Raw genomic sequence first — 21,301 nt, 5'->3', positions numbered from 1 at the left:
CCGGGTCGAATTACGTGCAGGGAACCCCGTGCGGCCCGCCAATCCACTGCCCGGGTGGCGACTGCCACGGGCAAATCTGCTTGACCTGCCCCGGCGGCAGCGGGTTCCAATGACCGTTGTCCACGACGTGCGGACCCGGCGGAACGGGCGGGGGCCACGGTCCCGGGTGCGCCTGCGCCATACCCGTACCAAGTCCCAGCGCCGCCGCGCTCAACGCGCCGACGACCGCGGCCTTACCTGCGAATTTCTTGACGTTCACTTCTCTGGCCTCCTCTCGGTCCCGTGGTGTTCCCGTAGGAAACGTCCGCGGTGTGCGGGGATGGACCGATCTCACGACCCCCAAATTGTCCCTACCAGTTTACCCGCGCCCGCGACGTAGCAAACGCCCCCGCGTCCACACGGGCCCGGACCTGCGTCGACTCAGCCGTTCCCGCGACGGGCGAACGCCGGGGCGTGCTCGGGCAAGACACCCACACCGACGAAGTAGGCCGGCACGATCGACAGCCACGGCAGCCGTTGCATAAGGCCGAGGAATGCCGCCGGCGGGGTCGGGTCGGCCCCGCGCAGCAACGGCCCGAGCAACGCTCGGTGCAGCACCTGCTGCACGAGTTGCGTCACCACCGTGGGGAAGACGCGCCGGCGGTGCACCGCGGCGAGTTCGCGGTCGCCGACGCGGTGCCGTCGAAGCGGTTCCGCGAGAATGGTCGCGGCTGCGACGGCGTCCTGGATCGCCAGGTTGATGCCGACGCCGCCCAACGGCGACATCGCGTGCGCCGCATCGCCGATGCACAGCAGCCCCTTGGTGTGCCAGCGACGCAGCCGGTTCACGTGCACGTCGAGATGTTTCACGTCGTCCATCGATTGCAGCGCCGCCACCGACTCGGGCATGTCGGGCAGCAGCTCTTCGACGTCGCGACGAAACGCGTCTATGCCGCGCGCCCGCAATTGGGCGTCGGTGCCCTTGGGCCCGAGGTAGGCGATCTGGAAGTAGCGCTCCCGCGGAATCACGGCAAGGCCCTTGCCCGGACCCAGTCGAGGGAGGAAGGAGTACTCCACGTCTTCCTTATGAGGCAAGCGGAACCACCAGACGTCGAACTTCACCGGGAACTCGCGCGCCTTCAGTCCGGCCTGCTCCCGGGCGATCGACCAGCGGCCGTCACACGCCACCGTCAGCTCGGCCCGCAGTTCGCCCGGGCCGTCGGGGCCGCGGTAGCGCACTCCGGCGACCCGGCCGGCGTCCCATAGCAGCCCGGTGACTTCGGTGTTCATCCGCAGCGAGAAGCCGGGCTCCGCCTGAGCCGCGTCGGCCAGCAGGTTGAGCAGGTCCCACTGTGGCACCATCGCGACGAAGGGATGGGGCTGGCGCAGCCGCTCGAAGTCGACGTAGGTCACCGAGCGCCCGTTGGATTCGAGTTTCGCGGTGCGGACCTCGGTGAAAGGCAAGGCCGCGAAGGGTTCCCACAAACCCAGCTCGTCGAGCAGCCGCATAGTGGTCGGGTGGACCGTGTCGCCGCGAAAGTCGCGCAGGAAGTCGCCGTGCTTCTCCATCAGGGTGACCTGCACGCCCGCCCGCGCCAGTAGCAGTCCCAGGACCATGCCGGCCGGGCCGCCACCGATGATTGCGCAGGTCGTCGTCTCAGCCATCAGCGCCCTTAGAACTCGAGGTCGAACACCGAGACGGGGTCGAGGATTACCCCGGTTTCCTCGACGTAGCGATCCCACAGCGCCAGCAGCTCGGCCAGCTTGTGGGGGTGCGAGCCGGCCAGGTCGTGAATTTCGCCGGGGTCCGCCGCGAGGTCATAGAGCTGCCAGCCGCCCGGGCCATACGGTGCCGGCAGATGCAACGCCTTCCAGTCTCCCTGGCGGATCGCCCTGCGGCCGAACAGTTCCCAGCCCGTGCCCGTCTCGGCGTCATGAACGGCCTCCGCACCCCCGGAGAGGTACCCCACCAGGGAGCGGCCGCGCATCGGCGCCACCTCGCGCCCGCGGTAGGACGTGCCGGGGTGCGCCGCGCCCGCCAGTTCGAGCACGGTCGGGGCGATGTCCATGACGGTGCTGAACGCCGTACCGATCTCGCGCTGCCGTTCAAACCCCGGCCAGGTCACGAAACCCACCACGCGGATCCCGCCTTCGGTGGTGAACGCCTTGTGCAACCGCGACGGCGCGGTGGCGGCCTGCGCCCAGCGCGGCCCGTACCAGATGAACGAGGAGGGCCGGCCCAGGTTGTCCAGGCTATTGTCGCAATGCTTTTCGATCTGTGCGACGATTCGGGCCCCGACCAACGGCATCGCCTCGACGATCGCTCCCTCGGCGCCGTTGTCGGACAGGAAGATAACGACGGTGTCGTCCAGTTCGCCGCGCTCCGCAAGGTAATCGAGCACCCGGCCGATATTCCAGTCCATCCGGTCGACCATCGCGGCGTAGACCTCCATGCTGCGAGCCGACACCGCGCGCTGTTCATCGGTCATGTCGGCCCACTCGGGAGCGCCGTCGGCAACGACCGGGTGCGCCTCGATGTCCGGCGGACACAGGCCCAGCCGCTTGAGTGCGGCCAGTCGCTCTTCGCGCAGCGCGTCGGGTCCGGCGTCGTAGCGGCCGCGGTACTTCGCGATGGATTCGTCCGGGGCCTGCAGCGGCCAATGCGGCGCCTGGAAGGGCAGGTACGCGAAGAACGGCCGGTCGTCGCCGGGGGCGCGTTCGCCGAAATACTGCAGCAGCTTGTCGGTGTAGAAGTCCGACGAGTAGAAGTCATCCCCCACGGTGACGAACTGGTCGTCCTCGGTGTAAAGCGTTGGCACCGGCGAGAAGCTGCGGGCGCCGCCGCCGCCGAAATGGCTGGCCCCGGCCGGCAGCAGCGCGAACGAGCGCTCGAAACCGCGCGCCCAGGGCGACCTGTCGATCGTGGCGCCCAGGTGCCACTTGCCCGACATCAGCGTCAGGTATCCCGCGTCGCGCAGTAGTTCCGGCAACGCCACCACCCGGTCGTTCAGGTAGCCCTCGTAGCCGGGCGCCCCGCGAAACCCGGGGCCGGCGACCTCCAGCATGGTGCCGATGCCGGCGATGTGGTGGTCCGTGCCCGTCAGCAGCATCGCCCGGGTGGGTGAGCACGCCGGCGCCGAGTGGAAGTCGGTGAGCCGGATCCCCGCGTGGGCCAACCGATCGAGGTTCGGCGTCTCGATTTCGCCGCCGAACGCGCCGATATCGGAAAACCCGAGGTCGTCCGCCACGATCACGAGGAAGTTGGGCCTCTTCACGGTGAAGCATCCTGCCAGGTCATCTGCCCGGGTGGAATGCCGCCGCGACGGGGCGTCGTTATTGTCAGGGCTGCGCTGTCCGCGTTCGGCGCACGGTTACACCGAAAGGGCTCCGACATGCTGGCAGGTTTCGAAATGTCCATCCCGCTGGTCGCCGCCCCGATGGCTGGCGGCCCGACCACCCCCGCAATGGTCTCGGCCGCGACCCGCGCGGGCGGCCTGGGCATGCTCGCGGCCGGGTACAAGACCGTGGAAGCCGTGGAGGCCGAGGTCAAGCAGGTTCGCGCCGAGGGAATCTCGTTCGGTATCAACCTGTTTGCACCCAATCCGCTGCCGGTTGACCCCGCGCGCTACCGCGCCTACGCCGCGATCGTCCAGCGCGACGCGGATCACTTCGGGTTGACGCTGCCCCCGGAGCCGATCGAGGACAGCGACAAGTTCGACGAAAAGGTCGCGCTGCTGCTCGACGACCCGGTTCCCATGGTGTCGTTCACCTTCGGCATCCCGCCGCGGGCGGTGATCGCGGCGCTGCGCAAGGCGGGCAGCGTCGTGGTGCAGACGGTGACCACACCCGACGAGGCGGTGCAGGCACGCGACGCCGGGGTCGACATGCTCGCCGTGCAGGGGGCGGCCGCGGGCGGTCACTCGGGCACACTCTCGCCGCGGGAGCCGCTGCGGCCGGTGCCGATCGCCGAACTGGTCGAGCGCATCGTCGCGGCCGTGCCGCTGCCGGTAATGGCCGCCGGCGGGCTCGCCAGCCCCGCCGCGGTGGCCGAGGTGATCCGTGCGGGCGCCGCGGCGGCCGCCGTCGGGACGGTTCTGCTGCGCGCGGACGAAAGCGGCGCATCGGCCACGCATCAGGCGGCCCTGACCGATCCCGCGTACGCCGAGACGGTGCTCACGCGCGCCTTCACCGGCCGCCCCGCCCGCGGGCTGCGCAACGCGTTCATCGATGCCCACGAGGCGCAGGCGCCGCTGGGCTACCCGGCCATCCACTACCTGACCAGCCCGCTCCGCAAGGCCGCGGCCGCGGCGGGCAAGCCCGGCTACGTGCACCTGTGGGCGGGCACCGGGTACCGGAATGCCACCGCCGAACCCACCGCCGAGATTCTTCGGCGGCTGGCTTCCGACCTATGAGTATTCGAAGCGGTTCAGCACGTCATACCGGCCGCCGGGAGTCGCACAGGTGAGTTTGTACACGAACCGAACCGGCGCCGATTCGATCTGTTGGTAACCTGCCAGCGCCGGGACCTGTTCGAGCAGGCGCAGCCGAGGATTCCAGTTCTCCAGCTCCCGCGCATCGCGGATGCCCCACTTGATGATCCCGCGGGTGAACAGCTTCGACAGCAACGGCGCCAGCGCCGAGAGCGTGTCGAAATGCATTTCGCCGCTTTGGAATCGGCCGGTCAGACGCTGCAATAAGTCGCGGACCTGCTGTTCGGTCAGGTACATCAGCAGGCCCTCGGCGATGACCAGCGTGGGGCGATCGATCGGAACCTGGTCCAGCCACCCCGGATCGGTCACCGACGAGCCGATCATCCGGTACCGCTCGGTGTCCTGATAGAGCCGTCGCCGCAGCTCGATGACACCGGGCTGGTCGACGTCGAACCACGAGGCCGACGGCGGCACGGTGAGCCGGAAAGCGCGGCCGTCGAGCCCGCAACCCAGGTGCAGCACCACCGCGTCCGGGTGGCGCCGCAGGAATTCCGCGCACCAGTCGTCGAGCCGCTTGGCGCGCAGGGCGACCAGGTACTGGTTCGACGCCGGCAGCGAGCTCCGATGGATTCGCTTGAAGTCGTAGTCGATCCGCTCCACCGCTGCCGCCGCCGCTTTGTCGCCCAAAATGGGCCGGTTCGAACGGCTTTCGTGAGCCCGCAGATAGAGCGTGACGAGGTTCGTCCATTCCACCGAACCCCACGGTACGGATGTGAAGTCGACCTTGTCGGTCGGGGTCATGGCTTTCTCCTTGCCGCCCGATATTCGGTCCACATCTGCATGAGCTGATCGCGGTAGGCGTTGGTGCAGAACTCGCAGAAGTCGCGGAAATCCTCGACACGCTGCCGCTGTTCGGCGCGGTCCTCGTGCAGCACGGAAAGGGCGAACTCGGCGGGCTCGATGCCCAGCCGCATGAGCGAGAGCTGGGTTTTAAGAACGCTGGTGAACCCGCCCGGCGTGACCCGATACAGGTGTTGGCGGTCCGGGCTGGGCAACCGCTCCACCATGCCACCCTCCAGGAGCTGGCGGGCGACGGTGCTGATGGAGGCCTTGCTCACCGATAACGCGTCGGCCAGCTGAGTCAGTGACTGTTGCGGCGGATGACAGATCAGCAGCCATCCATACAGCCGGCCCATGGTCCGGGTGGCGCCGAGCAGTTCGAAGAACAGCCCGAGGCGGTCGACGAACTCGGCCTCTTCCGGCGACATGACCCTCCCGCTACGTTTAGTACATACTGAACGTAGCGTACGGAGCAGAAGCCGATTATGGAAGGGCCGTTACGGCGAGAGCGGCGCCCGCTAGAACGCGTCGGGATTCCGCTGCACGTCTTCCGGCACCGGGTGGCGATAAAGGCGAGAGGCGTTCTCCCAGCTGAACTTCCGGATCACGTCCGTGGGCAGGTCGCCGATTTGCTCGTGGATCGTCTCTTGGGTGTGGGGCCAGGTGGAGTCGCAATGCGGGTAGTCGGCCTCCAGCATGATGTTGTCCACGCCGATCCGGTCGCGCTGGACGAACGAGGACTTGTCCTCCACGGCGCAGAACCAGAAGTTGCGAGTGAACACCTCTGCGGGCGTGAGGCTTTCGCCCAGCGCCGCCCAGGTGCCGTACATCGCGTGATAGCTGAGCATGTGGTCGAGGCGATCCAGCAGGCCCGCCACCCACCCGATGCCGCCTTCCGACAAACAGATCTTCAGGTTGGGGAATCTGCTGGGCAGCCCGGAATACAGCCAGTCGACCGCCGCGGAGATGGCATAGGCGAAGAACAACACGCCCTGCACGTCCGGAGGCGCGTCGTCGGTCGTGGAGGGTGAGGAGCCCGACGAGCCGATGTGCAGGTTCACCACGGTGCCCGTTTCGGCGCACGCCGCCATGATCGGGTCCCAGTGTTTGGAATGGATGCTGGGCAGCCCCAGCATCGCCGGGTTTTCGCTGAACGTGACGGCGTGGAACCCACGCTCGGCGTTCTCGTAGATCATCCGCGCGCCGAGTTCGGGGTCGAGCAGCCACGGCAATTGGCAGGGAATGATGCGCTCGGGATACGAGCCCGCCCACACCTCGAGGTGCCAGTCGTTCCACGCGCGCACCGAGGCCAGCGCCAGGTCGCGGTCACTGGTCACCTGCTGCAGGCGCTGGCCGGCGAATCCGGGCAGGAAAGACGGGAAGTTGAGCGAGGCGTAGATGCCGTTGAGGTCCATGTCCTTGACACGCTCGTGGATATCCCAGGCGCCCCTGCGCATTTCGTCGAACCGCACCGGCTCGAAGCCATACTCGGCCACCGGACGGCCGACGACGGCGTTGAATCCGACGTTGGGCAGCTCCCGACCGTCGTAGACCCAGGTCTGTCCGCCGCTGTCGGTCTCGACGACTTTGGGCGCCCGGTCGGCGAATTTGCGCGGCAGCCGCCCGGCGAAGGTATCCGGCGGCTCGACGATGTGATCGTCGACGGAGATCACGGTGTAGCGCCGCGGCGCGCGGGGCGGATCGGGCAAGAAGGTGACCGAGCGTTGCTCGCCGGTCTTCGCCGTCGTGAAGTTGAGGTTGCCGGCCAGCTCGTCGATCGATTTCACTGGTCAATCTCCTTGCGTGGAGGCGTAATCGAGCGTGTGTCGCCGGCCTTCGGTGTGCGACGCGGGCGACGCCTGTCGACGTGTCGCCGCCGTGGACGCACGCGCGACGACGGGGTTCACGTGAGCACGTCGGGGTCGGCCTTGATGGTCATCCGCGCCGCGCCCGCCCAGTACACGTCGGCGGCGCGCTCGACGAGAGACCGCTGCATGCCTGCCATGTCGGACCACTTCATGGCCACCGGCTCCTTGCCCGTGAGCAGCACGTCGTAGGCCAGCTTGCAGACCCGTTCGATGGACGCCGCGCGGTAGACGGCTTCGGGCAGGTTGCGCCCGGTCGCGATGACGCCGTGGTTGGCCAGGATGGTCAGGTTTGCGGCCCCGATCCGTGCGGCGAGCTCGGCCGCGCGGGCGGGGCTGTCGACCTCGCCGTCATAGGTTTCGACGAGGCAGAGGTCATCGAGGAAGAGCGAACCGGTCTGGTGCACCAATTCGGGCAACCGGCCCAACGCGGCGAGCACGCAGACGTAGTAAGGGTGGTTATGGATGACCACCCGGGCGTCGTCGCGGACGCGGTGCAGCTCGGTGTGGATGTAAATCGCCGGGGTGACGTCCCACCGGCCGCGCAGCACCCGGGCGTCGGCGTCGACCACGCAGATGTCGGACGCCGTGATCTCCTGCCACCACAGCCCCCACGGATTGACCAGCATCTCCGTCCGGCCGTCGGGTTGCCAGGTAATGTGTCCGGCCATGTTCTCGGCGAACCCGATGCCGGCCAGGTGGCGGAAGGCGACCGCGAGCGCCTGCTCGTCGGACAAGTCGACCCCGATCGGGGGGACCACCGACGGCGCCCATACCTCCAGGCCGCCCCGGCGCGCGTCAGGAGCATTCATGTTCGGCCTCCGTTCTGGCTCGAATATCCTCGCGCAGCCGGCCTTTGGCAACCTTGCCGCCCGACGAGCGCGGAAGCTCGTCGACCACGATGAGCCGTTCGGGCAACAACTCCTTGGACACCCCCAGCGCCAGCAGGTGTTCGACCAGCTCGGCCAGTTCGATCGTGGCCGAGCCGACGAGTTCGGCGTAGAGGCATACCTTTTCGCCGAACACCGGGTCGGGCATCGCGACCGCGGCCGCCACCGCGATGGCAGGGTGGGTGGTGGCGGCATCCTCGACCTGCGTTGCGCTGATGTTCTTTCCGCCGCGCAGGATGAAGTCGGAAGTTCGCCCGGTGACGGTCAGGTATCCGTCCGCGTCGATCTCGCAGATGTCCCCCATGCGCATCCAGCCGTCTCGGGTGAACAGCTTGTCGTGATCGGTTCCGCCGAGGTAGCCGAGGCTGGTCGCCGGGCCGCGGCAGGCCGGCTGGCCCTTGCCGGTCGCGGTCACGTCGCGGTCCCCGTCGAAGAGCCGGACCGCCATTTCCGGCACGATCCGCCCGCCCGTGCGCAGCCGGCGTTCGCGTGTGTCGTTGACCGTGGTGGCGCTCAGCATCCCGGTTTCGTTGGAGCCGTAGAACTGCAGGATCGTCGCGCCGGTGAGTTCCTCGAACTCGGCCGCCGGCCGGTAGGGCAGCGCCTCACCGCCGGTGAACACGACCCGCAGCGAGCTCAGGTCGTGGTCGCGGGTCGCGGGATCCGCCATCAGCATGGTCAATTGCGTACTGACACAGCACAATACGGTGGCCCGGTGTTGGGCTATCGCCTCGCAGGTCGCCCGCGTGCTGAACCGGTCCAGGATGACGGCGGTGGCGCCGAGATAGATCGGCGTGGTGTGGCTGGTCCATAACCCGAATCCGAACGGTGTCGGGATGACCGGCAGGAAAGCGTCCTCCGACGTCAGCAGCCCGTTGGCGACGGCCTTCTGGTGGAAGTAGTGCCAGCGATTCTGTGTGTGCACCACGCACTTGGGCAGCCCGGTGGTGCCGGATGTCGAGTTGATGAGGAATACATCGTCGGGCCCGAGTCGGGATTCGGGGGCAAGCGCCTTCCGCGCCGCCCGAACGTCGAGTCGCGGCGAGCCGGCGGGCGAGTCCAGCGTCAGGGTGGGGAGCGCAAGCTCCCCGGCGACGTGCGCCGCGGTCGCCCCACGCAGTTGGTCGCTGATCAGGATTTTCGGCTGGGCGCTGCGCAGTATCGCCGTGACTTCACGGGCTCCGGCGCGCGCGCCGACGCCGACGACGACCGCCCCGCACCGCTCGATCGCGACGAACAGCGCGTGCAGGGCCGCGGAGTCGCCGTGCCACACCGCCGCGCGGTCGCCGGGCTCGATCCCCGCGCCGGCCAGTCTCTCGGCCAGAGCGCTTGCGGCATCGTCGAATTGGCGCCAGCTCAGCGCTGTCCCGGCATGGTCGACATAGGCAAGGCGGTCCGGCGACCGTTCGGCGTTGCGGCGTACCGCGTCCGACAACGTCGTGTCCGACCAGAAGCCGCAAGCATGAAACCGGGCCGAGTCCTCGGCACTGAACGCCGGCGAGGACTCGATCTCCATCAGCCGATGATAGGAAAGCGGCCGGCGGCCTCGCCGGGTACTGCCCGCTAGGGGTTCTCCGGGGCCGGTGCGGGCGCGTCGTGTTGCGGGTCGCTGACGGGGCCCGGAGGACGGGGCCGCGGCTTGTGGCAGTTGCGCGTGCAACCGCAGTTGAGGCCGATGATGCAGCCACCCCCGCCGGCGGGTTGCACCGGCAGGGCGCCGCCCGGGGCGGGCGGGGGCGCCGGCGTCACGTTGGACGAAGACGTGGGGTTCGCGGCCCGGGTGACCGTGTCGGCGTCCGACCAACCGAACGCCAGGACGAGCGCTGCGAAGACACCGCCAACCGCGGCCACGGGCTGGGCTTGTCGAATCTTCACGATCTCTCCAGTGTGCTTTCAGGCGGTCGGACTAGGGATTTGGCGGCGTGGAGGCGGGCGGGCGTGCTGTGGATCGCCGGCCACGGCCGGCGGGCGTGGGCGTGGCGGCGATTGGCAGTGCTGAACACATCCGCAGTTGAGGCCGATAAAGCAGGGCGAGCTGGGCGGTCCGAGGGCACTGTGGTCGATCGACGAGGATGGAGACGGCGCAACGGTTTTTGTGATGGCCGCCATCGGGGTGGCGTCGAATGGCAGCAAGACAAGTGCGGCCAGGCAGGCGCATAACGCCTTCGCCGTCCCGGTCCGCCCGTTTCCCATGCTCACCAGAGTAGTTAGTCGCCGCCGCACGCGCAGAACACGCGCGGGTTTCAAAGAACACTCCAAGAAGTCACCAAGAATCCTTCCAGCGCCGCCGTGGACGGTGAATGCGCTTAGCGCCCTTGGGATCGGTAGCGGCCCCGCCGGGTTGCACTTGCCGCACCACCGCTGCGCCCCGCAGCGATCGACACGGAGGTTCATGGCGGATGAAAAGCAAGGTCGTCGTGCTGCTGGCCGGCGGGATGCTCGCGCTGGTCCTGCTGACGCGCTATTTCGCGCTGAGCCGGGCCGGCGTGCCGTTGGGGTGGATGATCTACCTCGGCCTGCCGATCACCGGCGCGGGCGTGCTGTTCGCGCTGCGGCTGATCGATCTCGGCGCGGGTTGGACCACCAAGGGCGGCTCGATGCCGCACACCGGGGGCGTCCACGCTGCTCACCCGGCCGCGGTCGCGCGGCCCGAGCCACCGCTGTACGACCGCCTCAAACAACTCGAGGACCTGCACGCCAGGGGCGCCATCACCGACACCGAATACAGCGCCCAGCGCCTACAAATTATCGCCAACATGTAGGTCGGGTGCCGCCTCGGCGCCTCGATGCGCCGTCGCCGTGCGGACCGCGTAGATCGCGGCGCTGACGCCGAACATCGCCGAGGTCAGCAGCAGCCAGCGGCCAAGAAAGGGATCCTGCGTCTGGCCGGTCGCGGCCGAATACGTGGCGGCGCCCTGCTTGATGATGCCGGGCAGGAACACCAGCAGCGTCAGCCCCGCACCGAGCGCGGGCACCCGGATGTGATTGATCACGGGCACCGGCCGCGGCGGCAGCCGGACGACGGAGCGCGACAGCAGCCGGTCGAGCAATGCGTAGATCGGGAACAACACCAGGTCGTGGGCGACGATGGCCGCGGCGAACCACACGATGATCGACTGCCACCACACGTGCGTGTTCCACAGCGTGACCGGTTTGCTGGTGGCCACCACGTAGCCCAAGAGGGCGAACCCGGCGATCAGGATCAACAGATGCCATGGGCCGGACCCGTAGAGCCTCATGAAAGCCGCTCGGGCGCTATGCATTTGGGCCGGCCCTGAAGGCAATGGATTCCACCCATTTGGTGTTGTGTACGCCGGGCAACGCGGGCACGATGATGCGCGCCGGGAACCCATGGTCCGGGGACAGGTCGGTGCCGTTGACGCGCAGGGCCAGCAACGCATCGGGGTGCAGCACCTGGCTACCCTGCAGCGTCGCGCGGCCGAATGCGCCCCCGCGCTCCAACGACGAGACGTACGCCGAGTCGGGAGCCGGTACGCCGGCGAGCCGGGCCAGGTCCGCCAGGCGCACACCGGTCCACGTTTGGGTGGTGGACCAGCCTTCCACGCAGGCGATCGGCAGCGTGGCGGTGCGCTGCGGCATGGCCAGGAGGGCGGAGCGGTCCAGGACGACGGCGTGCGGGCCGCCGCTCAAGGTGAGCCGCCAGCGCTCGCCCGTGTCTTCGGCGGAAATGCCGGCCACCACCGCGGTCCGGTTGACCTCGAAGTCGCCGGGACCATCCCCGCGGGTGCGGCCGCGCGGAAGCAGCAGGGCCGCGGGCCGCGTGAACCCACCCAACGTCTGCCCCGCGGTGATGACCGCCATGAACGCCGCACCGCCGCCCACGAGCGCCAGGGCGCCGCGGCGGCTCATCGTCGCGGGCGCCGGATCCGCGGCGGCCAGCCCGTCCGGCTCCCATGGTTCGGCGCGGGTCTCGGCGCGGCCGGCGCGCAGCACGTCGCGCGCTGAGATCGAGCGCAGGCCGGACCACATGGCCGGGATCTTGATCGCGATGTGCACGACGAATCCTGCGATGAACACCCAGGCGCCGAAGTAATGCGCGGTGTAGAAGCTGAAACCGAAGATGTAGTCGTACTGGATGTTCAGCACGCCCGTGACGATCTCGAACAGGATGCCGCCGACCAGCATCAGCAGCGAAACCCGTTCCAGCAGTTGGGCTATGGACCGGGCGGGCGGCCACGTGAACAGTCGCGGGATCACCGACCACAGCTTGGCCAGCACCACCGGGATCAGGATCAGCCCGAGCCCGACGTGCAACCCCTGGGTCAGCCGATACAGCCACGACGGGTTGGTGGGCCAATCGAACGTCGGCAGCTTCAGCCATCCGACGTCGCCGGGGATGGCCTGGCCGAACCGCGGCCCGTAGGCGATGTACGACAGCAGCCCCGTGATGATGACGATCGGCAGCGTGACCAGCAGCACCGACCCGAATACGGATGTCAGCCATGGTCCCCGCAGCGGGCTGCGCCAGCGCTGCGCCCGCCCGACACCGGGCGGTGGGTGCTCATCCAGGAGGCGCCACAGCCGCGCGGGAAACCCGTAGCCACCGGAATCGGTCGGCTCGGTCTCTTCGGTGCTGGAACTGTGGACGCGGCGCATCATCGATGATCATCCACGAGCGCGCGCTGGAAATGGTTCACTTCGGTGTCTGTTCTCCGGAGTGGCAACCCCGCCGACTGCTGCTAGCCCTGGACCGTTGGCCGGATGGTGATGTCGCCGATCTCGACCTCGTGCGGTTGCTCGATGGCGAACGCGATGGCCCGGGCCACCGCCGCCGGCGGCAAGCCGAATTCGGTCATGTTGCGACGGATCTGAGCGCGCATCGCCGCGTCGTCGATGGAATCGTCCAATCGGGTGTCGACGAATCCGGGTGAGATCGATGTGGTCCGCACGACGCCGTCGGTGGATTCCTGGCGCAAGCCCTCCATCAGGGTGCGAACGGCGTTCTTCGAGGCGGCGTACACCGCCATGGTGGGCACGATCTTGAGCCCCGCGGTCGACACCGTCGTCACGAAATGTCCGCGCCCTTGATTTCGGAAAACCGGTAGGGCCGCGGCGATCCCGTGCAGCACTCCCCGCAGGTTGACGTCGATCATCGCCGTCCATCCGTCGACGTCGAGGCCGGACACCGGCCCGATCTTGCTGATGCCGGCGTTGCTGATCAGGACATCGAGCCGGCCGAATTCGCCGGTGGCCGTCGCGACGAGCCGCCGAAGGTCTTCGGGTCGCGAGACGTCGGTGCGGCAGGTGACGGCGGATCCGCCCCGGTCGCGTATTTCCCGTGCGATCTCATCGAGTCGCTCGGCGCGGCGCGCGCCGATGGTCACCCGGGCACCGCGCTCGGCCAGCAGCAGGGCGGTCGCCTCGCCGATCCCGCTGCTCGCCCCGGTGATGGCCACGACCTGCCCGTCGATCCCCGTCATCGCGCAAAGGCTACCCAGCGGCCCGGCGACGGCAACTCGATGAGCGCGGCGCCGAGCGTCAGTCCTTGCCCCGCGGCGGCGGCTCCACCTCGACGCCGGTGGAATCGTGTTCGGGACCCGCGGCCGGGTGTTCGGCCGGCACCCGATCGCGGGACCGGGTGCCCTCGCTCGGCCGCTCGGGGTCGGGGCGGTGCACATTGCTGTGGTACGGGCCGGGCTTGGGGCGCGGCTTCCCGCCCGGGAACGCCAAGCGGAAGATGCTGCGGTGCACCATGAACCACTGCTTGCCGAACGGACCGGAGTTGTAGGGCAGCTCGTAGCGGTCGCAGATTTCCTTGACCTGCGGCGCGATCTCGGAATACCGGCTGCTGGGCATGTCCGGGTACAGGTGATGCTCCACCTGGTAGCCGAGGTTGCCGCTGATGATGTGGAACAGCGGGCTGCCCTCGATGTTCGCGGCGCCGAGCAATTGGCGCACGTACCAGCCACCGCGGGTCTCGTTCTCGGTTTCTTCCTGCGTGAATGTGTAGGTCTGGTCCGGGAAGTGGCCGCAGAAGATGATGGCGTGGGCCCAGATGTTGCGGATGACGTTGGCCACCGCGTCGGCGCCCAGGGTGCGCAGGTACGTGCTTTCCACGCCCGGCGCCACCTTGTCGAGGAACGACGCTGCTGCGGCGACGCGGCCCTTGTTCGACACCCGGCGCAGCCGGTTGCCCAGCCGGGACCGTGCCGGCTGTTCGAGCCGGCCGCGCAGCGCGAGCTGCGTGAGCGCGAACGCACCGGCGCTGATGGCCGGCCAGCCGAGGTAGTCCTTATAGATCTGCGCGCGCGCCTTGACCCCGATGCCCCGCAGGTCCTTGCGCACCTCCGACCACGGCTTCTCGCGCTTGCGGATCGCGTCGATATCCATGTCGTGGACGGCCACTCCCCACTCGAACAGGAGCGTGAGCAGCAGGTTGTAGATCGGTTGACCCAGGTAGCGCGGTGCCCATTTCTGGTTGGGGTCGATCCGCATGATCTCGTAGCCGAGATCCTTGTCCTTGCCGAGGATGTTGGTGAAGGTGTGGTGGATGTAGTTGTGGGAGTGCTTCCAGGATTCCGCGGTGGACGCGGTGTCCCAGTCCCACACCGACGAATGGATGTCGGGGTCGTTCATCCAATCCCACTGGCCGTGCATCACGTTGTGGCCGATCTCCATGTTCTCCAAGATCTTGGCCATGGACAGGCAGGCGGTACCCAGCAGCCACGCGGTCTTCGAGCGCGATGCCAGCAGCAGGACTCGCCCTGCCACCACGATCTGCCGTTGCGCCGAGATGACGTTCTTGATGTAGCGCCGGTCGCGGTCCCCGAGGTCGGCAAACACGTCATCGTGGATGGCGTCGAATTCCTTCGCGAGCTTTTCCAATTCTTGCTCGCTCAGCCTGGAGAGTGGATTCGCTCCGGCGTTCTTTACGGCCGTTGTCACGAGCCGCTCCTTTCGATCAGAGTTCGAGTTCGACGTCGCCCTCGGCGGTGTTGATGCAGATTCGGACGTCCTGCTCGGTCGGTTCGATCACGTCACCCGAGCGCAGGTCGCGCAGCTTGCCCGACTTCAGCGTCCCGACGCAGGTATGGCAGATTCCAATGCGACAGCCGAAGGCGAGGTTGAGACCGGCCTTCTCGCCGGCCTCGAGAATCGATGTGCCACCGTCACATTCGACTTCCTTGTCGCTGTCCAGGAAGCAGACGGTGCCGCCCTCGCCGGCGTTGGCGTCGCCGCCGATCTTCGGTTGGAACCGCTCGAAATGCAGCCGGTCGCAGTCCGCGTTCTCCTTCCAGTGCTCGATCAAGGCGTCGAGCATTTCCCCCGGGCCCGAGCAGAACGCCTCGCGCTCGCGCCAGTCCGGGCACACGTCGTCCAGGTCGCCGGGTGTGAGCCGCCCCTGTTCGGAGGTGAAGCGCAGATCGAGCCGCATGCCATCGTGCCGTTTCTCGAGCTCTTCGAGCGCGGGCATAAACATCGCCTGCTCGCGGGTGCGGGCGGAGTGAATGACCACGGCGTCGCGCATCTCGTCGCGGTGGTCGAGGTCGCGCAGCATGCTGATGATCGGGGTGATGCCGCTGCCGGCGCTGATGAATAGCATCTTGTCCGGCACGGGCTCCGGCAGGGTGAACACGCCTTCGATCTCGCCGAGCCGCACCAGGTCCCCGGGCTGAATCTTGTGCACGAGATACGGCGAAACCACGCCGCCGTCGACCCGCTTCGGCGTGACGCTGATCAGCCCGTCGTCGGGCGTCGGGTCCGATGTCAGCGAATACGCACGCCAGTGGTACACGCCGTCGATGACCACGCCGAGGCGCACGTACTGACCGGGCTTGTGCCCAGGCCACTCGTAGCCGGGCCGGATCAAGACGCTGGCGGCCTCCGAGCCCTGCTGCTCGATGGCCTCGACCTTCCCGCGCAGCTCCTTGGTGGTCCACAGCGGGTTGATCATCTCGAGGTAGTCGTCCGGCTGCAGCGGGCTGAACAACCGGCGCACCGCGCGCAGGAAGAGCCGGCGCCCGCGTGGGACCTGGGGTTCAGCGCCGCGTTCCGCCATGCCGCTAGAGTACACAGTTGTATACCGAGTTTAAACGTCTGGTTTGAATTCGCTTGTCATACATTGTTTGACAGCCGCACAACGACACCACTAAAAGCACACAACTGTTCACTAGTCGTGAGTGGGATTCGGTCAGGCGCAGCGACACACGTTACTGTGACGTGCCCCACCCGTGCCGCGCCCAAACATTTGTTCAGAGGATTCACAGCCAACCGGCTCAGCGCGCCGGCCATCGCCGGCGCCTATTGTTCGTTGTGTGCTGATCGGCTTCCTCCTCGCGCTGGGCTGCTCGGTCTGCTACGGCACGGCGTCGGTGCTGCAGGCGGCGGCGACCCGGTCGGTGGAAGCCGGCAGCGGCTCGGGTGTCGACACCGTGCTCCTGATGCGCGCCGCCCGGCAATGGCGGTACATCGTCGGCGTCGGCCTCGACGGCGTCGGCTTCCTCCTCCAAGTGGCGGCGTTGCGCCTGGTGCCGATTTATGTGGTCGCCGCGGCGTTGGCGGCCTCGATCGCGGTCACCGGCATCGCGTCCGCGTGGCTGTTGTCGGCGCGGCTGTCGCGCGCCGAGTGGACGGCGGTGGCCGTGGTGTGCGTGAGCCTCGTCGTGCTCGCCCTTGCGGCCGGGCCAGGGCACTTCCGGCGCGCCCCGGCGGGGCTCGGCTGGGCATTGCTGGGCGTGGTCGCCGCGATATTCCTCGCCGGCGCGGTGGCGGGCCGGCTACCGGACCGGCCGCGCGCGCTCGCGCTCGGCCTGGCGGCCGGAACCGGCTTCGGGGTCATCGAGGTGGGCGTGCGGCTGATCGAGGTGATCAACCCGACCCACCGCGCCTTCTACACCAATCCGGCGCTGTACGCGGCGGCCGCGGGCGGGGCGGCCGGTTTCTTGCTGCTGACCTCTGCGCTGCACCGCGGATCGGTGACCACGGCCGTCGCCGGGATGGTCGTCGGTGAGACCATCGCACCCGCGTTCGTCGGCGTGGTGTGGCTGGGCGACAGCGCCCGCGACGGCCTGGGCTGGCTGGTCGTCGCGGGCTTCGTGGTGGCCGTGTCCGCCACGCTCGTGCTGGCGCGCTTCGGCGAAGCGCCGCAACCGCAGGCTGAATCGGTCACCTGACTCAGGGCGTCGCGGCGGTGGTCGCCTCGTGGCCGATGGGATTCCCCGCCGCGGGACTGTAGGCCGTGCCGCGCGCCGGGCGCGTCCACAGCACGCAGCCCTCCGCGCTGATGCCCGCGGCCATCAGCGCGCGCTTGACGATCTTATTGGTCGCCGTCGTCGGCAGGCCGGCGTTGATGCGCACGTAGCGCGGCCAGGCCTTGGGCGACAGGTCCGGTTGCGCGGCAAGGAAAGCCGCGAACTCGCCGGGCCCCAGCTGCGCCCCGTCGCGCAGGACCAGGGCGGCCATTACCTGGTCACCGACCCGGTCGTCGGGCACCGCGTACACCGCGACCTGGCTGACCCCGGGCAGCCGCTCCAGGATCCGCTCGATCGGGCCGGCCGCCAGGTTCTCACCATCCACCCGCATCCAGTCCGCCGTCCGGCCGGCCAGGTAGATCCAGCCGTCGGCGTCCCGGTAGGCCAGATCGCCGGACCAGTACATCCCGTGCCGCATGCGCTCGGCCGTCGCGGCCGGGTCGTTGTAGTAGCCCACGAACGGGCCCGCCCCGGTGGTGTTGACGAGCTCACCGACCGCGGCGTCGAAGTTGGTCAGCGCCCCGTGTTCGTCGAATTCCGCGACGGCGCACTCCTGCAGCGTTGCCGGGTTGTAGACGGCGACCCCGGGATACGGTCTGCCGATCGACCCCGGCGGGGTTCCGTCCTCGCGGACGACGATCACCGCGAACTCGCTCGACCCGAAGCTGTCGACCACGCGGCAGTCGAAACGCCTTGCGAATTCGGCGATGTCGCGGTCGGTGGCCTCGTTGCCGAACGCCACCCGCAGCGGGTTCTCCGCGTCGTCGGGACGTTCGGGGGTGGACAGGATCAAGGCGAGGGGCTTGCCCACGTAGTTGACGTAGGTGACGCGATAGCGGCGCACGTCGTCCAGGAAACCCGATGGCGAGAACCGGGCCGGGACCATGGTGGCGCCGGCACCGATGGCGACCGCCCATCCGGCTGCGACACCGTTCGAGTGGAACAGCGGCATCGACAGGTAACAGACATCGTCGGCGGTGACGTCGTACTGGAAGACCAGGCTGGCGCCGCACATGATCGTCATCGCATGCGCGAGGCGCACGACCTTCGGGTCGCCACTCGTCCCGGAGGTGAAGATCATCATCAACGTGTCGCCGCCGGTGACCTCGCGGTGCGGAACCAGGGGCCCCGCGGCGGCCACCAGTTCGGCGTAGCGCCCGCCGGTGACGTCGAGCACCTGGATCCCGTTGAGGTCCAAGCCGTCCAGCAGGCCCCGGTGTTCGGGGTCGACGAGCAGCAGCTGGCAGTCGGATCGCCGGATGTCGGCCAGCAGTCCGGCCCCGCGCCGCGTCGTGTTGATCCCGCACAGCACGTAGCCGCCCAGCGCGGCCGCGGCCATGGCGCGCAGCATCGCCGGGGAGTTGGGCAGCAGGGCCCCGACGTGGAGTGGGCGGGTCGGCTCGGCCAGGGCGATCAGCGCGGCGGCCTCCGCTTCGGCCTCCGCGAGGTGTTCGCCCCAGGTCCAGACCCGCTCGCCGCAGGCAACGGCCGGGCCGTCGTCGTCGCGACGCTGCCGCAGCAGCTGCTGAACCGTCTCGATCATCGGGTGGTCAGCACCAGCCCCGCGTAGCGCCGGCGTGCCACTTCGTCGCAGTGGCGCCGATAGGCGCCGAACCCGCCGGCGTAGGGCATGAAAACCCGTTTCTTGCCCTCGATGTTGGCGCCCAGGTACCACGACGAGGTCGCCTTCGGGAAGAGCGTCTGCTCGGCCGCCTTCGCGACGTGGTCCGTCCAGGCCTCGGCGGCGTCGCGGCGCGGCTCCACGTCCGTCACCCCGAGGCGGCGGGCGGCGAGCACGAGTTCGATGACCCAGTCGACCTGAACCTCGGCGTGCAGGACCATATTGGCCAGCACCGACGGGCTGCCCGGCCCGCTGATGGTGAACATGTTCGGCAGCCCGGGCACCATCAGGCCGAGGAACGTCAGCGGCCCGTCGGCCCACACGTCGCTCAGCCGCACTCCGCCCGGGCCCTCGGGGTCGATGCGGGTCAGCGCGCCGGTCAGCGCGTCGAAGCCGGTCGCGAAGATCAACACGTCGCACGGGTAGGTGGCCGCGCTGGTGCGCACCCCGCCGGTGGTGATCGTGTCGATGGGCTCGCGGCGCAGGTTCACCAGCCGGACGTTGTCGCGGTTGAACGTCTCGTAGTAGCCGCCGTCGGTGCAGATGCGCTTCGTCCCGATCGGATGGTCGACCGGGATCAGATCGGCGGCCACGGTGGGGTCGGCGACGATCTCACGGATGCGCTGTTCGGCGAACTCACGGGCGATGTCGTTGGCCGCGAGGTCGGAGTTCTGGTCGGGGAAGGTCTTCGCGAACAGCACGCCGCCCTCGCGCCAGCGCCGCCACAGCGCCTCGGTGCGTTCCCGCGGTTCGGTGTCCACCGCCTTCTTGTGGTACGTGCCGTGGGGCGTGCCCGCGGCCGCGTACGCCGAGGCGCGGCGGCGCTCGGGATATTCCTCGCGGATCCGGCGCTGCTCCTCCGGCGTCCAGGGGCGGTTGGGCATCGGGATGCTGTAGTTTGCCGATCGCTGGAACACCACCAGGCGGTCGGCCTGTGCCGCAACGATCGGAACCGCTTGAATGCCTGAGGATCCCGTGCCGATCAGACCGACCCGCTTGCCGCGCAGGTCCGGGTCGTCGCGCGGCCACGCGGCGGTGAAGTACACCTCGCCCGCGAAGTCGTCGATGCCGGGGATGTCGGGGCGGTTGACAGCCGAAAGGCAACCCGTCGCGCAGATCAGGAATTGCGCGGCGTGGGTCCGGCCGTCTCTGGTGCGGACCCGCCATCGCCCTTGCTCGAACGCGGCGCCGACGACATCGACCTCGAATCGGTAGTGGCGGCGCAAGCCGAACCGGTCCGCGACGTGGCGCAGGTAGCCGAGGATCTCCGGTTGGGCGGCGAAGCGTTCGCTCCACGTCCAGCTCCGCTGCAACTCCTCATCGAAAGAGTAGGAGTAGTCGACACTTTCGACGTCACAGCGGGCGCCCGGGTACCGGTTCCAGTACCAGGTGCCGCCGACGTCCGGGGCGGCCTCGAGGCCGAGCACCGAGAGCCCCGCCGACGCGGCCCGGTGCACGGCGTACAGCCCGGCGAAGCCCGCGCCGATCACGATCACGTCGGCTTCGGTCATGCCGACTCACAAAGGGTGGGCTGCAGGAGGGCCCGCAGGTCGCCATAGACCAGGTCGCGGGCCGACGCCGCGGGCGGGAAGGACGGAATGGTCAGGAAACCATGGAACAGGTCCGGGAAATCGCGGTGCACCACGCGCACCCCCGCGCCGCGCAATCGACGCGCGTAGTCGCAGCCCTCGCTGTGCAGGGGATCGAGACCGGCGGTGACGATCACCGCGGGCGGCAGACCGGCGTGGGAGCCCGCACGCGCCGGGGCTACCAGGTCGGGCGGATCCAAAAGCGTTTCGCCGCAGAGATATTGGCTCCAATACCACCGCATGGCGGCGGAGGTCAGGAAGTAGCCGGTGGCGCAGCGCAGGTAGCTCTCGGTGTCGAAAGACGGGTCGATGACCGGATATAGCAGGGCTTGCGCGGCCGGCCCCGCGATCCCCCTGTCCCGGCACAGGACCGCGGTGACGGCCGCGAGGTTGCCGCCCGCGCTGTCACCGGCGACCGCGGTCCGCGCCGGGTCGATGCCGAGATCGGGCGCGTGGTCGACGACCCAGCGGAACGCCGCGAAGGCGTCCAGCGCGGCCGCGGGGGCCGGGTGCTCGGGCGCGAGGCGGTAGCCCACCGAGACGACGACGGCCTGGGTGCCGCGGGCCAGGGCGCGGCAGAAACCGTCGTGGGATTCGATGTCGCACAGGACGAATCCGCCGCCGTGGTAGAACACGATCGCGGCCCGGTTGTCCCGGGCGTCGCCGTGCGGGTGATAGATCCGCACGGGGATGTCGCCGGCGGGCCCCGGGATCGACCGGTCCTCGGTGCAGCGGACGTCGTCGATGTTGTTGACGGGCTGGCGCCGCTGGGCGACGGAGATGCGGGCCTGCTCGGCGGTCAGCGTCTCGACGGGCGGGAATCCGGCGTTCAACTCGCGCAGCATCGCCGGGACGACATCAAAAGGGTCGTCCAT

The 21,301-nt window shown here is 68.8% G+C and carries 20 protein-coding genes; 3 read left to right on the top strand and 17 right to left on the bottom strand.

The genetic code is table 11. From position 1 onward, the window contains the following. Positions 1-10: 10 nt before the first annotated feature. The 3 genes from A5691_RS27420 to A5691_RS16060 form a co-directional block, all read right to left on the bottom strand. Positions 11-259, bottom strand: a complete 249-nt coding sequence (locus A5691_RS27420; protein WP_082950357.1) for a hypothetical protein — start codon at positions 257-259, stop codon at positions 11-13. Between the two features lie 161 nt (positions 260-420). Then, complete coding sequence (locus tag A5691_RS16065) at positions 421-1,644, bottom strand: FAD-dependent oxidoreductase (RefSeq protein ID WP_067750178.1); 1,224 nt, start codon at positions 1,642-1,644, stop codon at positions 421-423. An 8-nt stretch (positions 1,645-1,652) separates the two neighbouring features. Further along, positions 1,653-3,254, bottom strand: a complete 1,602-nt coding sequence (locus A5691_RS16060) for an arylsulfatase (protein WP_067784667.1) — start codon at positions 3,252-3,254, stop codon at positions 1,653-1,655. A 117-nt stretch (positions 3,255-3,371) separates the two neighbouring features. On the opposite strand from A5691_RS16060, the gene A5691_RS16055 reads away from it, so the two are divergent. Continuing rightward, positions 3,372-4,391: a nitronate monooxygenase family protein gene (locus tag A5691_RS16055; protein WP_068016549.1), complete on the top strand. Its 1,020-nt coding sequence runs from the start codon at positions 3,372-3,374 to the stop codon at positions 4,389-4,391. On the opposite strand, the gene A5691_RS16050 is transcribed toward A5691_RS16055, so the two are convergent. The 6 genes from A5691_RS16050 to A5691_RS16025 all read right to left on the bottom strand — a co-directional run bounded on the left by A5691_RS16050 (position 4,386) and on the right by A5691_RS16025 (position 9,879). Beyond that, complete coding sequence (locus tag A5691_RS16050) at positions 4,386-5,210, bottom strand: class I SAM-dependent methyltransferase (protein ID WP_067891204.1); 825 nt, start codon at positions 5,208-5,210, stop codon at positions 4,386-4,388. The genes A5691_RS16055 and A5691_RS16050 overlap by 6 nt on opposite strands. Continuing rightward, positions 5,207-5,677: a GbsR/MarR family transcriptional regulator gene (locus A5691_RS16045; RefSeq protein ID WP_067750170.1), complete on the bottom strand. Its 471-nt coding sequence runs from the start codon at positions 5,675-5,677 to the stop codon at positions 5,207-5,209. Before A5691_RS16045 ends, A5691_RS16050 begins: the two co-directional genes overlap by 4 nt. Positions 5,678-5,767: 90 nt before the next feature. Further along, the gene (locus A5691_RS16040) at positions 5,768-7,036 is read right to left on the bottom strand and encodes an amidohydrolase family protein (RefSeq protein WP_067891201.1); all 1,269 of its coding nucleotides are present in this window, start codon (positions 7,034-7,036) and stop codon (positions 5,768-5,770) included. Between the two features lie 116 nt (positions 7,037-7,152). After that, on the bottom strand, positions 7,153-7,926 hold the full coding sequence (locus A5691_RS16035) for a class II aldolase/adducin family protein (RefSeq protein ID WP_067750166.1): 774 nt from the start codon (positions 7,924-7,926) through the stop codon (positions 7,153-7,155). Further along, a complete protein-coding gene (locus A5691_RS16030; protein WP_068016546.1) occupies positions 7,913-9,520 on the bottom strand; it encodes a class I adenylate-forming enzyme family protein in 1,608 nt (535 codons plus the stop codon). Before A5691_RS16030 ends, A5691_RS16035 begins: the two co-directional genes overlap by 14 nt. A gap of 47 nt (positions 9,521-9,567) precedes the next feature. Next, the gene (locus A5691_RS16025; protein WP_156669964.1) at positions 9,568-9,879 is read right to left on the bottom strand and encodes a hypothetical protein; all 312 of its coding nucleotides are present in this window, start codon (positions 9,877-9,879) and stop codon (positions 9,568-9,570) included. A gap of 524 nt (positions 9,880-10,403) precedes the next feature. On the opposite strand from A5691_RS16025, the gene A5691_RS16020 reads away from it, so the two are divergent. Then, positions 10,404-10,766, top strand: a complete 363-nt coding sequence (locus tag A5691_RS16020; RefSeq protein WP_067784647.1) for an SHOCT domain-containing protein — start codon at positions 10,404-10,406, stop codon at positions 10,764-10,766. On the opposite strand, the gene A5691_RS16015 is transcribed toward A5691_RS16020, so the two are convergent. From A5691_RS16015 to A5691_RS15995, 5 genes are all read right to left on the bottom strand, one after another. Then, complete coding sequence (locus tag A5691_RS16015; RefSeq protein WP_068016543.1) at positions 10,743-11,267, bottom strand: hypothetical protein; 525 nt, start codon at positions 11,265-11,267, stop codon at positions 10,743-10,745. The genes A5691_RS16020 and A5691_RS16015 overlap by 24 nt on opposite strands. Further along, positions 11,260-12,624: a molybdopterin-dependent oxidoreductase gene (locus A5691_RS16010; protein WP_231980982.1), complete on the bottom strand. Its 1,365-nt coding sequence runs from the start codon at positions 12,622-12,624 to the stop codon at positions 11,260-11,262. The genes A5691_RS16015 and A5691_RS16010 overlap by 8 nt, the downstream gene beginning before the upstream one ends. 80 nt (positions 12,625-12,704) lie before the next feature. After that, entirely contained in the window at positions 12,705-13,445 is a 741-nt protein-coding gene (locus A5691_RS16005) for an SDR family oxidoreductase (RefSeq protein WP_068016540.1), read from the bottom strand. Between the two features lie 58 nt (positions 13,446-13,503). Beyond that, positions 13,504-14,910 (bottom strand): acyl-CoA desaturase, encoded by a 1,407-nt coding sequence (locus A5691_RS16000; protein WP_067780873.1) that lies wholly within the window; start codon positions 14,908-14,910, stop codon positions 13,504-13,506. A gap of 16 nt (positions 14,911-14,926) precedes the next feature. Beyond that, complete coding sequence (locus A5691_RS15995) at positions 14,927-16,024, bottom strand: ferredoxin reductase (protein ID WP_067780868.1); 1,098 nt, start codon at positions 16,022-16,024, stop codon at positions 14,927-14,929. A gap of 256 nt (positions 16,025-16,280) precedes the next feature. Between A5691_RS15995 and A5691_RS15990 the strand changes: the two genes are divergently transcribed. After that, positions 16,281-17,138, top strand: coding sequence for a DMT family transporter (locus A5691_RS15990; RefSeq protein WP_067750150.1), 858 nt, complete (start codon positions 16,281-16,283; stop codon positions 17,136-17,138). A gap of 1 nt (position 17,139) precedes the next feature. On the opposite strand, the gene fadD1 is transcribed toward A5691_RS15990, so the two are convergent. The 3 genes from fadD1 to A5691_RS15975 are packed head-to-tail and all read right to left on the bottom strand — an operon-like array spanning position 17,140 to position 21,301. Next, complete coding sequence (gene fadD1 / locus A5691_RS15985; RefSeq protein ID WP_068016537.1) at positions 17,140-18,759, bottom strand: fatty-acid--CoA ligase FadD1; 1,620 nt, start codon at positions 18,757-18,759, stop codon at positions 17,140-17,142. Further along, positions 18,756-20,348, bottom strand: a complete 1,593-nt coding sequence (locus tag A5691_RS15980) for an NAD(P)/FAD-dependent oxidoreductase (RefSeq protein ID WP_067780989.1) — start codon at positions 20,346-20,348, stop codon at positions 18,756-18,758. Before A5691_RS15980 ends, fadD1 begins: the two co-directional genes overlap by 4 nt. Then, positions 20,345-21,301: an alpha/beta hydrolase gene (locus tag A5691_RS15975; RefSeq protein WP_067780992.1), complete on the bottom strand. Its 957-nt coding sequence runs from the start codon at positions 21,299-21,301 to the stop codon at positions 20,345-20,347. Before A5691_RS15975 ends, A5691_RS15980 begins: the two co-directional genes overlap by 4 nt.

It is taken from the genome of Mycobacterium sp. E183, assembly GCF_001667735.1.
Lineage (GTDB): Bacteria > Actinomycetota > Actinomycetes > Mycobacteriales > Mycobacteriaceae > Mycobacterium.
The sequence above is the reverse complement of the archived record's forward strand: the minus strand, read 5'-3'. Positions and strand labels throughout refer to the sequence as shown.

Excerpts from the sequence above, each read along its gene's own strand:
- fadD1 (WP_068016537.1), bottom strand. The coding sequence starts at position 18,759 with ATGATCGAGACGGTTCAGCAGCTGCTGCGGCAGCGTCGCGACGACGAC.
- A5691_RS16015 (WP_068016543.1), bottom strand. The coding sequence starts at position 11,267 with ATGCATAGCGCCCGAGCGGCTTTCATGAGGCTCTACGGGTCCGGCCCA.
- A5691_RS16005 (WP_068016540.1), bottom strand. The coding sequence starts at position 13,445 with ATGACGGGGATCGACGGGCAGGTCGTGGCCATCACCGGGGCGAGCAGC.
- A5691_RS15995 (WP_067780868.1), bottom strand. The coding sequence starts at position 16,024 with ATGGCGGAACGCGGCGCTGAACCCCAGGTCCCACGCGGGCGCCGGCTC.
- A5691_RS16045 (WP_067750170.1), bottom strand. The coding sequence starts at position 5,677 with ATGTCGCCGGAAGAGGCCGAGTTCGTCGACCGCCTCGGGCTGTTCTTC.
- A5691_RS16010 (WP_231980982.1), bottom strand. The coding sequence starts at position 12,624 with ATGATGCGCCGCGTCCACAGTTCCAGCACCGAAGAGACCGAGCCGACC.
- A5691_RS16030 (WP_068016546.1), bottom strand. The coding sequence starts at position 9,520 with ATGGAGATCGAGTCCTCGCCGGCGTTCAGTGCCGAGGACTCGGCCCGG.
- A5691_RS16020 (WP_067784647.1), top strand. The coding sequence starts at position 10,404 with ATGAAAAGCAAGGTCGTCGTGCTGCTGGCCGGCGGGATGCTCGCGCTG.
- A5691_RS15975 (WP_067780992.1), bottom strand. The coding sequence starts at position 21,301 with ATGGACGACCCTTTTGATGTCGTCCCGGCGATGCTGCGCGAGTTGAAC.
- A5691_RS16050 (WP_067891204.1), bottom strand. The coding sequence starts at position 5,210 with ATGACCCCGACCGACAAGGTCGACTTCACATCCGTACCGTGGGGTTCG.
- A5691_RS16055 (WP_068016549.1), top strand. The coding sequence starts at position 3,372 with ATGCTGGCAGGTTTCGAAATGTCCATCCCGCTGGTCGCCGCCCCGATG.
- A5691_RS15980 (WP_067780989.1), bottom strand. The coding sequence starts at position 20,348 with ATGACCGAAGCCGACGTGATCGTGATCGGCGCGGGCTTCGCCGGGCTG.
- A5691_RS16065 (WP_067750178.1), bottom strand. The coding sequence starts at position 1,644 with ATGGCTGAGACGACGACCTGCGCAATCATCGGTGGCGGCCCGGCCGGC.
- A5691_RS16035 (WP_067750166.1), bottom strand. The coding sequence starts at position 7,926 with ATGAATGCTCCTGACGCGCGCCGGGGCGGCCTGGAGGTATGGGCGCCG.